The organism is Iamia sp. SCSIO 61187, from assembly GCF_019443745.1.
Lineage (GTDB): Bacteria > Actinomycetota > Acidimicrobiia > Acidimicrobiales > Iamiaceae > Iamia.
Window position 1 is genome coordinate 4,317,873 of record NZ_CP050948.1, and the last position, 12,831, is coordinate 4,330,703.

Consider the following 12,831-nt stretch of genomic DNA (forward strand, 5'->3'; position numbering starts at 1 on the left):
GCCCTCGCCGGGTTCAACCACCCGGGCCGCGAGCCCGGGCGGTTCGCCGCCTTCGCCTACGACGCCCGACGACCCGACGGCCGGACGGTTCTGTCGCGGCACGCGCTCATCGGTGAGCGCTCAGCGCGACAGAACCGAGGCGGCCCGGCGGCGGAGGACGGGCTCCTCAGACGAGGACGAGGCGGTGGCGCTGGGCGGGGTCCGTGGCGGGGTGGTCCCGCCGGGTGTGGGCGCCGCGGCTCTCGGTGCGGGACACGGCGGCGGCGATGACGGCCCGGCCGACGTCGACCAGGTTGGCCACCTCGTGGGCCTCGGGCGACAGCGGCCCGGCGGCGGCGCTGGCGGCGACGGCCGCGGCGGCGTCGACGGCGACCTGGTCGGCGTCGGCGAGCGAGGCCTCGTCGCGCACGACCCCGGCTCCGGCGGTCAGAGCCCGCTGGAGCCGGTTGCGGACGTCGGCCCACGGCTCGGTCGGCGGGACGGGGGCCGGGGGGACCGCCGCCGGTCGGGACAGCAGCACCCCGCCGATCGTGCCCGGGCCGACCGGTCCGCCCTCCGGGTCGCCCCCGAGGACGGCCCGCATGGCCCCCGTCGGGTGGGCGCCGACCTGGCCCCGCTCGATCGCCTCCACCGCCCGGGGCCCGAACACCATCCCCTCGAGCAGCGAGTTCGACGCCAGCCGGTTCGCCCCGTGGACACCCGTGCACGACGCCTCCCCCGCGGCCCACAGGCCCGGCAGCGACGACGAGCCGTCGAGGTCGGTGACGATCCCCCCGCAGGTGTAGTGGGCCGCCGGGGCGACGGGCAGGAGGTCGCGGGTCGGGTCGAGGCCGACCTCCCGGAGGGCGGCGTGGATCGTCGGGAAGCGGGCGGCGAACTCCTCGAGGTGCCGGGCGTCGAGGAAGACGTGGTCGATCCCCTGCGAGACCATCACCTCCAGCTCGGCCCGGGACACGACGTCGCGCGGCTGGAGCTCGTCGACAAAGCGCTCGCCCCGGCCGTCCCGCAGCAGGGCGCCGTGGCCCCGGAGGGCCTCCGACAGGAGGGGGCGGGGCATGGCCTCGTGGTGCAGCGCCGTCGGGTGGAACTGCACGAACTCGACGTCGGCCACGGCCACGCCCGCCCGCAGGGCCATGGCGATGCCGTCGCCGGTCGCCTCCAGCGGGTTGGTGGTGACGGCGTAGAGCTGGCCGGCCCCGCCGGTGGTCACGAGGACGTTGGCCGCCCGCACGACGAGCTCCGAACCGTCGGCCCGGGTGGCGGTGACGCCGCGGCAGCGCCCGCCCTCGACGACGAGGTCGACGGCGAAGTGGTGCTCGTACAGGGCCGAGGTGCCCCGCTGGGCGGCGGCGACCAGCGCCCGCTCGACCTCCCACCCGGTGGCGGCGCCGCCGGCGTGCACGATGCGGGCCTGGCTGTGCCCGCCCTCGCGGGCGAGGAGCAGCTTGCCGTCGGGGTCGCGGTCGAAGGCGGCGCCCAGGGCGATGAGGTCGAGCACGCGGGCCGGCCCCTCGTCGACGAGCACCCGGACCGCCTCGGTGTCGCACAGCCCGACGCCGCAGGCGAGGGTGTCGGCCAGGTGGAGGTCGGTGGAGTCGGGGTCGTCGTGCAGCACGGCGGCCACCCCGCCCTGGGCCCACCGGGTCGTCGCCTGGGGCAGCTCTCCCTTGGTCAGCACCCCGACCCGCATGTTGTGGACGTCGGCGGCGCGCACCGCGGCGGACAGCCCGGCCACCCCGCTCCCCAGCACCAGCAGGTCGAGCTCCTCGGCAGCCATGACCGCTCGGTCTACCAGTCAGTGACGGTTCGTCGATCGCCCGCGCCCCGGTCCGGTGGGCCTGGCGGCAGCCCCGAAGGTGCGTGGGGTCAGCGCCAGCCCGAGCCGGCGGCGAAGCCGCTTCGGCGGGAGGGGGCCCGGCAGCACCCCGTCACCGGGCGCGCGGTCCCGCCTGCGACTTGGCTTCGAGGTCGGGCTCCACCTCGACGTAGCGGCGGGGGGCGGGGGAAGTGAGGTCGGCCAGGCGTTGCGCCGTCGCCTCGTCGACGACGCCGTTGGCGGTGTCGACGTGGACGATGCGCGGGGCGTAGGCGTCGAGCTCGGCGTCCTCGTAGTCGGCGTAGCTGATGACGATGACCCGGTCGCCGGGGGACACCAGCCGGGCGGCCGCCCCGTTGAGGCAGATGGCGCCCGAGCCCCGGGGCCCCTCGATCACGTAGGTCTCGAGGCGGGCGCCGTTGTCGATGTCGAGCACGGCGACCTGTTCGAACTCGACCAGGTCGGCGGCGTCCATGAGGTCCCGGTCCACCGTGATCGAGCCGACGTAGTGCAGGTCGGCGTCGATCACCGTGGCGCGGTGGATCTTCGACTTCATCATCCGTCGTCGCACGTGAGGTTCTCCTGGGCTGGTGGACGCCGGCGGACCGGTCGCCCCCGGGTGGGAACCCCCCCATCCTGCCCCGCTCCCCCACCCCCGGCGAACTCGGTGGCAGACCTCGGACGCTCGTCCCGCATCTGCCACCGAGATCCGGCTCGGGCGAGCGGGCTTCGTCAGGCGGGGACCGTGACGCCGACGTTGTCGAGGAGGCGGGGCGTCCCGACCCGGGCGGCGACGAGCAGCCGCACCTCACCCTCGAGGCGGGCGGGCGAGACCAGGGTGTCGGCCTCGACGGCGGCGGCGTAGTCGAGCAGGACCAGCGGTTCGGTGGCCACCACCTCGGCCATGGCCGCCTCTACCGCCGCGGGGTCGCGCTCGCCCGCCTCGATGCGGGCGGCGCCGTGGCGGAGGGCCCGGTGCAGCACCGGGGCCGCCGCCCGCTCCTCGGCCGACAGGTAGACGTTGCGGCTGGAGCGGGCCAGCCCGTCGGGCTCGCGCCGCGTCGGGCAGGCGACGACCTCGACCGGGAACGACAGGTCGGCCGCCATGCGTCGCACGACGCACACCTGCTGCCAGTCCTTCTCGCCGAAGTAGGTGCGGCCCGGGCCCATGATCGAGAACAGCTTGGCCACGACCGTCGCCACCCCGGCGAAGTGGGTGGGGCGGGTGGCCCCCTCGAAGCGGGCGGTGACGTCGTCGACCGCCACCGTCGTGAGGATCGGCCGGGGGTACATCTCCTCGACCGACGGGGCGAAGACCAGGTCGACGCCGGCCGCCTCGGCCAGGGCCAGGTCCCGGGGCAGGTCGCGGGGGTAGGCGTCGAGGTCCTCCCCCGCCCCGAACTGGAGCGGGTTGACGAAGATGCTGGCGGCGACGAGGTCGCACTCGGCCCGGGCCGCGGCCATCAGCGACACGTGGCCCTCGTGCAGGTACCCCATGGTCAGCACGAACCCGACGGTGGCACCCCCGGCCCGGGCGGCGGCGGTGGCGGACCGGACCTCGGCGATGGTGGTGACGACGTCCATCACACCCGCCCGGCGAGGCGGCGGGCCTCGTGGACCAGGGCCTCGTAGGCGGCCCGTTCGGCCGGGTCGAGGGCGGCGCGGTGGCGGTCGAGGGTCGCGGTGTCGCCCCGGGCCGCCGGGCCGGTGAGGGCCGCGGCCGGGCCGAGGGCGGCCACGTTGTCGACCGTGGCCCGGGCCAGGTCGAGGTAGGCCTCGAGGGGGACGCCGATCGGCGCCGCCACCCGCTCGACCTGGCCGAGCAGGGCCACCAGGTGGTTCGAGGCGATGCAGGCGGCGGCGTGGTACGCCGCCCGGTGCTCGTCGGGCACCTCGACGGCGCGCCCCCCGAGGGCACGCACGACCCGGCCGGCGATCGCGTCGCCCGCCACCGCGAACCACGCCCCCGCCCGGAGCCGCTCGGCGCCGAGGGCTGCGGTCGGGAGGGCCACGAGGGGGTGGATCGACGCCGGGCGGGCGTGGGGACCCAGCACGTCGAGGCCTCGCGACCCCGACAGGTGGGCGACGACGGCGGACCCGGGCCCGACGGCGGCGGCCACCTCGGCGACGGCGTCGTCGGGCACGGCCAGCACCACCAGGTCGACGCCGTCGGCGGTGGTCGCGTCGCGCCCGGGCACGACCTCCACGTCCCACCCGACGGCGGTCAGGGCGCCGGCGAGGGCGCCACCGGCCCGGCCCCGACCGACGATGCGGACGGCGGCGGGGGCAGGCGCAGGCGGGGGCACGGGCCCAGCGTACGGAGCCGACGACCCCGCCTCGACCAGAGGGCGGCTCCGATCCGGCGCCGGGTCGCCACCGACGGGGCGCCGCCCGGCGGGGTCAGGGGTACTGGACGACGAGGTCGTCGAAGGCGCCCGGGACGTCGCCGTCGATGGCGGCCAGGCCCACGGCGCTGACCGGTCCCAACTCGTCGACGGTGGCGACCACGGCGCCGTTGGCCAGCAGCTCCACCTGCGGTCCCACCGAGCTCAGCCCGACCCGGAGGCCGGGCGAGATGGCCGGGAGCGGGGCGTCGACCATCACCTCGGGCTCGGCTCCACCCAGGCGGTGGAGGACCACCGTCGAGTCGTCCGGCATCACGACCCATGCGTAGGTCTCGCCGTCGGCGGTCAGGAAGGCGAGGCCCACCCCGACGCCCCCGGTCGGCAGGGTGACCTGGGCCCGGGTCTCGGAGCCGGGCACCGGGAACGTCGCCACCGCCATCGCCTCGGGGCCGGTCGAGACGGCCTGGCCGTCGACGACCTCGAAGTCGCCCGAGAAGGCGGTCCACGGGACGTCCTCGCTCGGCGGGGGCAGGACGGCGCTGTCCACGTCGAAGGTGAGGGCGACGTCGGGCTCGGTCAGGGCGGGGTCGTCGGCCGGCTCGGCGGGGGCGAGGGGCGCCGTCGTCTCGGCCGGCAGCGAGCCCTCCTCCACCGGGATCGTGGTCGGGATCGGACCGGTGTCGGCCGTCGGCTCGTCGTCGTCCCCCAGGACGAGGATGCCGGCGACGACGAGGACGAAGGCGACGACGGCCGCCACCAGCAGCGGCCCGGGCCGGAGGCGAGCGAGGAGGGATCGGCCGTCACCCGCCGGCTCGGCGGGGCGCGGCGCTGCGCCGTCGGCGTCGGCGTCGTCGGGGACCGGCGCCCCGGACGGCACCCGTTGGTGGGCCGGGCCGGCGGGCACGATCCGCAGGGAGTGCCCGATGGTGTCGAGGTCGGCGACGAGCGTCTCGGTGTCGACCTCGATGCCGACGCGCGCCAGGGTCCGGCGGAGGTCCTCGAGCCCCATGTCGGGGCGACGCTCGAGCGCGACCCGGATCACCCGGCGACGGGCCTCGTCGCTCATGGCGCCACCGGTCCGTCCGACGCCAGGGACCCCCACCGGACGACGCCCTCGGCCGGAGGGCCGTCGGCGGGCACCAGGTCGGGGGCCACGTCGGCGAGGGGCACGAGGACGAAGGCCCGCTCGAACATGCGGGGGTGGGGCACGACCAGGTCGGGCTCGTCGACCTCCTCGCCGTCGATCCACAGCACGTCGACGTCGAGCGTCCGGGGCCCCCACCGCTCGAGCCGGACCCGCTCGGCCGCCGCCTCCAGCTCGTGGGCCCGGGCCAGCAGGTCGCGGGCGGGGCGGTCGGTGCGCAGGGCCACGACGGCGTTCAGGTACGGCCCCTGGTCGGGTCCGCCCACCGGGGCGGTCTCGTACACCTCGGACACGGCGGTGACCTCGTCGCCGAGGGCGTCGACCGCCCGGCTGAGGTGCGCGGCCCGGTCGCCGAGGTTGGAGCCGAGCGCCAGCAGGACGCGGCGGGCGCCGGTCACCCTGCGGTGGTCCCCTGGCGGGTGCGCGTGATGCGCACCCCGGACGTGTCCACGATCTGGGCCACCGGGGGCCGCAGCTTGCGCACGGCGACGGTGACGCCGAGGACCCGGTCGTCGGACAGGACCACCTCGGCGATGCGCGCCGCCAGCCGCTCCAGGAGCTGGAACCGCTCGGTCGTGACGACCCGCTCCACCAGCTCGCACACGGCGCCGTAGTCGACGGTGTCGTCGAGGTCGTCGGACTCTCCGGCGGCGGCCAGGTCGGCGTGGATGGCGAGGTCGACCTCGAGGGGCTGGGCCCGCTCCTGCTCCTCGGGCAGGGCTCCGCACACCCCGAGGGCGGTCAGGCCGCGCAGCTCGATCAGGTCGCCGTCAGGCACGGGCACCCGGGAGCTCGGGGGCGAGGGCGATCAGCTCGCGACCGACGGGGCCGATCTGGCGGGCGAGCATGCGCTCGACGAGCATCGTGGCCTTGGGGGCCTCGGGCACCAGCCCGCTCCAGATCACGTAGGCGGCGACGATGCCGGCGATGCGGTCGCCCAGCTCGTCGCCGTGCATGAGGAGCTTCTCGCCGTCGGCGAGCAGCCGCTCGATCTCGGGGAACAGCTCCGACAGGATCGGGGCCGGCTCGTCGTGGCTCCGCAGCGGTCGGTGCAGCCAGGCCACCTCGAGCTCGGTGTAGCTGTGGAGGTTGTGGCTGGCCGGGATGAGCGAGATCACCTTGGTGAAGCCCTGCTCCCGGACCCAGATGATCTCCTCCTGGCGGCGGACGCGCCGGTGGTTGGCGCCGTAGCCACCAGGGCGCTCGCACACGGCGAAGCGATCCTTGATGACCCATGAGAAGTTCCTGGGCTTGATGCCCTGGGCCCACTTGCCCTTCATCCCCATGCGGGGGTTCCTTCCTCGTCCGGCGCAGCGTCTCCGATCATGCCCCAATCCGTCCTCGGGGGCGACTGCGCTGGTCAGAGGCCTGCAACGGCCCTCGCCGCGGCCAGCGTGGCGTCCACGTCGTGGGCGCGGACCATCCTCGCCCCGGCCCGGTAGCCCCACACCGCGGTGGCCAGCGACCCCTCCAGCCGGTCGTCGGGAGGGGTCGGGTCCGCCACCCCGTCGGCGGTGGCGAGCAGCTGGCCCAGGAACCGCTTCCGGCTGGTCCCGAGCAGCACCGGGAAGCCGGTGGCCACCAGCTCGTCGAGCCGGGCGAGGAGGGCCAGGTTGTGCTCCACCGTCTTGCCGAAGCCGATGCCCGGGTCGATCCAGACCTCCCCGACCCCGGCGGCGACGGCGGCGTCGGCCCGGGCGACCAGGAAGCTGCGGACCTCGTCCACCACGTCGTCGTAGCGGGGGTCGCGCTGCATCGTGCGCGGGTCGCCCTGCATGTGCATCGCCACCCAGCCGACGTGGTGGTGCGCGGCGACCTCGTGGAGGGTGGCCGACACGTCGTTGACCAGCGTCGCCCCCGCGGCGACGGCCCGATCGGCGACCTCGGCGTGGCGGGTGTCGATCGAGACCCGGACGAGCGGGCTGAGGGCGGCGACGACGGGAACGACCCGATCGACCTCCTCGGTCACCGGCACCGGCTCGGCGCCCGGGCGGGTGGACTCGCCCCCGACGTCGACCACGTCGACGCCGGCCGCCGCCATGGCCCGCCCGTGGGCGATCGCCGCCTCGTGGTCCAGGTACAGCCCGCCGTCGCTGAAGCTGTCCGGCGTCACGTTCACGACGCCCATCACGAGTGGTCTCGTCACGGCCGGACCCTACGCCCACCCCCGGACCGGAAGGGGTGCCCGGACCGGTCCGCCCGTCGAGGGTAGCCCGGGCCGGTCGGGGTAGTCCCGGGCGTCGGCCCGCTCCGGGCACCCCACCTCGAGGAGACCCATGACCGTCGTGCTGTCCATCGTCTGCGCTGACGGGCTGGTGATGGCGTCCGACTCGCAGATCACCGACTCGGCCCGGGGGATGAGCTACCCCGGGCAGAAGCTGCACGAGCTGGGGGCGACCGCAGCGTGGGGCGGCAGCGGCGCCCGGTCGGTCCTGCTCGACCTCGAGCGCATCTTCGCGGCGTCGGCGGCCGCCATCCTCGAGGGCGAGGACGTCGGGCGCGAGCTGCAGGAGCGGGTGATCCCGGTGCTGAAGCACCACTACGAGAACTTCATCGTCGACGTCCCCGGCGAGGAGACCCAGGGGACCCCTTCGGCCTACGTCCTCGCCGCCGGCTACTCGCACGGCGAGCCGTTCGTCGTCGAGATCAACCCGAACGGGATGGTGAGCCACTACGAGGACGTGGGGTTCCACGCCGTCGGCAGCGGTGCCGCCATGGCCCAGCAGGCCGGTGCGCTGCTCGCCCACTTCGACATGACCGAGCGATCGGCCGACTACGGGGTCGTCGCCGCCGTGCGGACCCTCGACGCCCTGGCCCGCACCTCGCCCAGCGTCGGGGACGAGATCGACGTCTGCCGCATCCGGCCCGAGGAGGCGCACCACCTCGATGCCGACGAGGTGGCCGACGTGCGGAAGCTCGTCGCCCGCTGGGGCGAGGCCGAGCAGCGCGCCCTCGACGAGCTGCTCGACTGACCGGCCACGGTCAGCCGGCCGGTTCGAACCGCACGACGATCGACTTGCTGGTGGGCGTCCCGCTCACCTCGGCGGTGCTGTCGAGGGGGACGAGGACGTTGGCCTCGGGGAAGTAGGCGGCGCAGGTGCCGCGGGCGGCGGGGAAGGCCACCAGGCGGAACCCCGGCGCCCGGCGCTCGCCGTCGTCCCACTCGGACACCACGTCGACGTGGTCGCCGTCGGCGAACCCCAGGGCGGCCAGGTCGTCGGGGTGGGCGAACACGACCCGTCGCCCGGCCCGGATGCCCCGGTACCGGTCGTCGAGGCCGTAGATCGTCGTGTTGTACTGGTCGTGGCTGCGGACGGTCTGGAGCAGCAGCCGGCCCTCGGGGAGGGTGAGCACCTCCAGCGGGTTGACCGTGAACCGGGCCTTCCCGGTGGCGGTGGCGAAGGTCCGGCTGTCCCGGGGCCCGTTGGGGAGGGTGAAGCCCTCGACGACCCGGGCCTCGTAGTCCTCGAACCCGGGGATGACCCGGCTGATCTGGTCGCGGATGACGCCGTAGTCGGCCTGCATGGCCTCCCAGTCGGCGGTGGTGCGGCCCGGCACCAGCCGCCGGGCCACCTGGGCGACGACCTCGACCTCGCTGGGGACGTCGGGCGCCGGCGGTGGGAGGTGGCCGCGGGAGGCGTGGACCATGCCCATCGAGTCCTCGACGCTGACGTGCTGGGGCCCGTCGGCCTGGAGGTCGACGTCGGTCCGGCCCCGGCACGGGAGGATGACCGACACCTCCCCCGGGCTGGTGTGGCTGCGGTTGAGCTTGGTCGAGACGTGGACGGTGAGCCGGGCCGAGGCCAGGGCGGCGGCGGTGACCTCGGTGTCGGGGCCGGCGGCGACGAAGTTGCCGCCCATGGCGAAGAAGGCCCGGGCCTCGCCGTCGCGGAGGGCCCGGATGGCTGCCACCGTGTCGTGGCCGTGGTGGCGGGGCGGGTCGAACCCCAGCTCGGCGCCGAGGCGGTCGAGGAAGGCGTCCGGCGGCTTCTCCCAGATCCCCATGGTCCGGTCGCCCTGGACGTTGCTGTGGCCCCGGACGGGGCAGGGGCCGGCGCCCGGGCGGCCGACGTTCCCCCGCAGGAGCAGGAAGTTCACGATCTCGCGGATCGTGGCCACCGAGTTGCGGTGCTGGGTCAGGCCCATGGCCCAGCACACGATGATCCGGTCGGCGGCCAACACATCGTCGACCAACCCGTCGATGGCCTCCCCGGTCAGCCCCGTCGCGGCCCCGACGGCCTCCTGGTCGAGGTCGGCGAGGTGGGCGGCGTAGGCGTCGAAGCCGTCGGTGTGCTCGGCGATGAAGGCGTGGTCGAGGGCCCGACCGGAGGCCCGGTCGGCCTCGAGCAGACGGGCTCCGACGGCCTGGAACAGGGCCAGGTCGCCGTTGACCCGGATCTGGAGGAAGCGGTCGGCCAGCTCGGTCCCCCGCCCGACCAGGCCCCGGGGCCGCTGCGGGTTCTTGAACCGGAGGAGACCGGCCTCGGGCAGCGGGTTGACGGCGACGATGCGGGCCCCGTTGGCCTTGGCCTCCTCGAGCGCGGTCAGCATCCGCGGGTGGTTCGTGCCCGGGTTCTGCCCGCAGATGATGATCAGGTCCGTGTGGGTGACGTCGTCGAGCAGCACCGTGCCCTTGCCCACGCCGAGCGTCTCGGTGAGCGCCGCCCCGCTCGACTCGTGGCACATGTTCGAGCAGTCGGGGAGGTTGTTGGTGCCGAAGGCCCGGACCATCAGCTGGTAGGCGAAGGCGGCCTCGTTGCTGGTGCGCCCCGAGGTGTAGAAGATCGCCTCGTCCGGGCGGGCGAGGGCGCCCAGCTCGGCGGCGATCAGGTCGTAGGCCTCGCCCCAGGCGATGGGCTCGTAGTGCGACGCCCCGGGCCGGCGGACCACGGGGTCGACCAGGCGCCCCTGCTGGCCCAGCCAGTGGTCGCTCCGCCCCGCCAGCTCGGCGATCGAGTGGCGGGCGAAGAGGTCGGCGGTGACCCGGCGGAGCGTGGCCTCCTCGGCCACGGCCTTGGCCCCGTTCTCGCAGAACTCGGTCTGGGAGCGTCGCTCGGGGTCGGGCCAGGCGCACCCCGGGCAGTCGAACCCGTCGACCTGGTTCACCTTGAGCAGGCTCGTCAGGCTGCGCCCGACGCCCATCTCCCGCACCGACTGGGCGACGGTGTGGGCGACGGCGCGCACCCCGGCGGCGACGTCGGTCGGCGCGCCGACCTCGATGCCCTCGTCGCCCTGGTCGTGCGCCGGTGCCGCCTTGTGCATGCCACCAGTCAACTCGCCCACGACGGGCCCGGCACCTCGTGGCCCTCGGTCCCTCGACGGGCCCGGCACGTCGTGGTCCTCAGTCCCTCCCGCGGCCGCCGGTGACGAAGCGCATGGCCTCCTGGCGGGTGGCGACGCTGGAGCGGAACAGGCCCCGGACCGCCGAGGTCACCGTCGAGGAGCCGGCCTTGCGGACGCCCCGCATCGACATGCAGAGGTGCTCGGCCTCGATGACCACCATCACGCCCTTGGGCTCGAGGTTCTGGTCCAGGGCGTCGGCCACCTGCGAGGTCAGGCGCTCCTGCACCTGCGGGCGACGGGCGTACCCGTCGACCAGGCGGGCGACCTTGGACAGGCCGATCACCCGGCCGTCGTCGTTCGGGATGTACGCCACGTGGGCCATGCCCGTGAACGGCACCAGGTGGTGCTCGCACATCGAGTAGAGGGGGATGTCGCGGACCATGACCATCTCGTCGTGGTCGGCCTCGAAGGTGACCTTGAGGTGGCGGCGGGGGTCCTCGTGGAGGCCCGAGGCGATCTCGGCCCACATGCGGGCGACGCGGTCGGGCGTCTCGAGCAGGCCGTCGCGGTGGACGTCCTCGCCGATGGCGGCGAGGAGCTCGCGCACGGCGGCGGCGACGCGCGCCTCGTCGACGCCCGGCCCAGGCTCGGTGGGGGGTTCGACCGGGACGGCCACGCTCACGCCCCCTTGTAGGTGCGGACGTCGGGCAGGTTGCGGTACCTCTCGGCCACGTCGAGGCCGTAGCCGATGACGAAGTCGGGCGGGATGCTGAAGCCCACGTACTTGAGCCCCAGGTCGCCCTTCTGCTGGCCCTCCCGCACGAGCATGGCGCACACCTCGAGGCTGGCCGGGCCCCGAGCGAGGAGGTTCCGGCGCAGGTACTGGAGGGTGAGGCCGCTGTCGATGATGTCCTCGACGACGATCACGTCGCGGCCCGAGAGGTCGAGGTCCAGGTCCTTGACGATCCGCACGACGCCGCTGGTCTTGGTGGCGGCGCCGTAGGACGAGACGGCCATGAAGTCGCACTCGACGGGCAGGTCGATGGCCCGGGCCAGGTCGGCCATGAAGACGAAGGCGCCCTTCAGCACGCCCACCAGGAGCGGCGCCCGGCCGGCGTAGTCGTCGGCGATCTGGGCCCCGAGCTCGGCCACCCGCGCCGCGATGGCCGCCTGGCTGACGACCACCTCGCCCAGCGCAGGATCGTCGGTGGGCGCAGCGGGCTCCATGGCGGGGCAACCTACCGGCTCCCCCCGGCGGTGCGACCACCGCCGTCACCACCCGACCTGGGACGGAACGCCGCAGCATGGTGCGGTTGCCGTCCAGGGTCCGGGCTCAGGTCGGCCGGGGGACCAGGGCCAGGCGGCCGGCGGAGCGCTGGACCCGCCATCCGCCGGCGACCTCGGTGGCCACGGCCTCGCCCCGGGCGACGGCCAGCACCCGCTCGACGCTCGCGGCCGACGGGGGCTGCCCGTCGGCGGTGGGCCGGAGCCAGGACCGGATCGCCGCCCGGGCGAGGGCGGTCGGCGCCGCGGCCAGGGCCGGGGCGTCGGTGGGGTCGAGCTCGTCGGCCAGGGCGGCGATGAGGTCGGCGTCGTCGGCCAGGAGGCCGGCCTGGCGGGCGAGCACCGGGACCAGGTCCCGGCCGGCGAGGTCGGCCAGCAGGGGCAGGACCTCGTGGCGGACCCGGTTGCGCAGGAAGCGGGGATCGTCGTTGCTGGGGTCCTCCACCGGGGTGAGCCCCTCGGCCGCGCACAGGGCCTCGGTCTCGGCCCGGCGCAGGCCGAGGATCGGGTGCCGGTGCCCGGGCCGCAGGGCCCCGAGCCCGGTGGTGCCGGCCCCCCGCAGGAGGTTGACCAGCACCGTCTCGGCCCGGTCGTCGAGCGTGTGGCCGGTCGCGGCACCGGGTCCGAGCACGGCGTGGCGGGCGGCGCGGGCCCGGGCCTCGAGGTCGGGGCCCTCGGGCACGTCCACCCGCTCGGCCCGGAAGGCGGCCCCGCAGCGCTCGGCGGCGGCGGCCACGACGTCGGCCTCGTCGGCCGAGCCCGGCCGCAGCCCGTGGTCGACGTGCACGGCGGTGACCTCGCAGCCCGCCGCCGTCGCCAGCACGAGCAGGGCCAGCGAGTCGGCCCCACCCGACACCCCGACGACGAGCGGCGTCCCCGGCGGGGGGAACGTGCACCGCCCCAGCAACCCCCCCACCGAACCTTGTCCGGAACCGTGCCGCAGAGGGGGACTTCCGGAC

At 75.4% G+C, this 12,831-nt stretch carries 14 protein-coding genes; 1 reads left to right on the forward strand and 13 read right to left on the reverse strand.

Going from position 1 to position 12,831, the window contains the following annotated elements; genetic code table 11:
* Positions 1–166: 166 nt before the first annotated feature.
* From nadB to folP, 9 genes are all read right to left on the reverse strand, one after another.
* A complete protein-coding gene (gene nadB / locus HC251_RS20750) occupies positions 167–1,777 on the reverse strand; it encodes an L-aspartate oxidase (RefSeq protein WP_219942503.1) in 1,611 nt (536 codons plus the stop codon).
* A gap of 151 nt (positions 1,778–1,928) precedes the next feature.
* Entirely contained in the window at positions 1,929–2,387 is a 459-nt protein-coding gene (panD, locus tag HC251_RS20755; protein WP_219942504.1) for an aspartate 1-decarboxylase, read from the reverse strand.
* A 161-nt stretch (positions 2,388–2,548) separates the two neighbouring features.
* A complete protein-coding gene (panC, locus tag HC251_RS20760) occupies positions 2,549–3,400 on the reverse strand; it encodes a pantoate--beta-alanine ligase (protein WP_219942505.1) in 852 nt (283 codons plus the stop codon).
* Positions 3,400–4,122: a DUF2520 domain-containing protein gene (locus HC251_RS20765; protein ID WP_219942506.1), complete on the reverse strand. Its 723-nt coding sequence runs from the start codon at positions 4,120–4,122 to the stop codon at positions 3,400–3,402. The genes panC and HC251_RS20765 overlap by 1 nt, the downstream gene beginning before the upstream one ends.
* A gap of 94 nt (positions 4,123–4,216) precedes the next feature.
* Positions 4,217–5,227: a hypothetical protein gene (locus tag HC251_RS20770; protein ID WP_219942507.1), complete on the reverse strand. Its 1,011-nt coding sequence runs from the start codon at positions 5,225–5,227 to the stop codon at positions 4,217–4,219.
* Complete coding sequence (gene folK / locus HC251_RS20775; RefSeq protein ID WP_219942508.1) at positions 5,224–5,703, reverse strand: 2-amino-4-hydroxy-6-hydroxymethyldihydropteridine diphosphokinase; 480 nt, start codon at positions 5,701–5,703, stop codon at positions 5,224–5,226. The genes HC251_RS20770 and folK overlap by 4 nt, the downstream gene beginning before the upstream one ends.
* Positions 5,700–6,083 (reverse strand): dihydroneopterin aldolase, encoded by a 384-nt coding sequence (gene folB / locus HC251_RS20780; RefSeq protein ID WP_219942509.1) that lies wholly within the window; start codon positions 6,081–6,083, stop codon positions 5,700–5,702. Before folB ends, folK begins: the two co-directional genes overlap by 4 nt.
* Positions 6,076–6,591, reverse strand: coding sequence for a hypothetical protein (locus HC251_RS20785; protein ID WP_219942510.1), 516 nt, complete (start codon positions 6,589–6,591; stop codon positions 6,076–6,078). Before HC251_RS20785 ends, folB begins: the two co-directional genes overlap by 8 nt.
* A 74-nt stretch (positions 6,592–6,665) precedes the next feature.
* Positions 6,666–7,451 (reverse strand): dihydropteroate synthase, encoded by a 786-nt coding sequence (gene folP / locus HC251_RS20790; protein WP_255566509.1) that lies wholly within the window; start codon positions 7,449–7,451, stop codon positions 6,666–6,668.
* A 130-nt stretch (positions 7,452–7,581) separates the two neighbouring features.
* Between folP and HC251_RS20795 the strand changes: the two genes are divergently transcribed.
* Positions 7,582–8,277, forward strand: coding sequence for a hypothetical protein (locus HC251_RS20795; RefSeq protein WP_219942511.1), 696 nt, complete (start codon positions 7,582–7,584; stop codon positions 8,275–8,277).
* A gap of 10 nt (positions 8,278–8,287) precedes the next feature.
* On the opposite strand, the gene HC251_RS20800 is transcribed toward HC251_RS20795, so the two are convergent.
* The 4 genes from HC251_RS20800 to tilS all read right to left on the reverse strand — a co-directional run bounded on the left by HC251_RS20800 (position 8,288) and on the right by tilS (position 12,788).
* Complete coding sequence (locus tag HC251_RS20800; RefSeq protein ID WP_370651315.1) at positions 8,288–10,567, reverse strand: FdhF/YdeP family oxidoreductase; 2,280 nt, start codon at positions 10,565–10,567, stop codon at positions 8,288–8,290.
* A gap of 79 nt (positions 10,568–10,646) precedes the next feature.
* The gene (gene folE, locus HC251_RS20805; protein WP_255566510.1) at positions 10,647–11,270 is read right to left on the reverse strand and encodes a GTP cyclohydrolase I FolE; all 624 of its coding nucleotides are present in this window, start codon (positions 11,268–11,270) and stop codon (positions 10,647–10,649) included.
* On the reverse strand, positions 11,267–11,815 hold the full coding sequence (gene hpt / locus HC251_RS20810) for a hypoxanthine phosphoribosyltransferase (protein WP_219942513.1): 549 nt from the start codon (positions 11,813–11,815) through the stop codon (positions 11,267–11,269). The genes folE and hpt overlap by 4 nt, the downstream gene beginning before the upstream one ends.
* 106 nt (positions 11,816–11,921) lie before the next feature.
* Positions 11,922–12,788 (reverse strand): tRNA lysidine(34) synthetase TilS, encoded by an 867-nt coding sequence (tilS, locus tag HC251_RS20815; RefSeq protein WP_219942514.1) that lies wholly within the window; start codon positions 12,786–12,788, stop codon positions 11,922–11,924.
* Positions 12,789–12,831 lie beyond the last annotated feature (43 nt).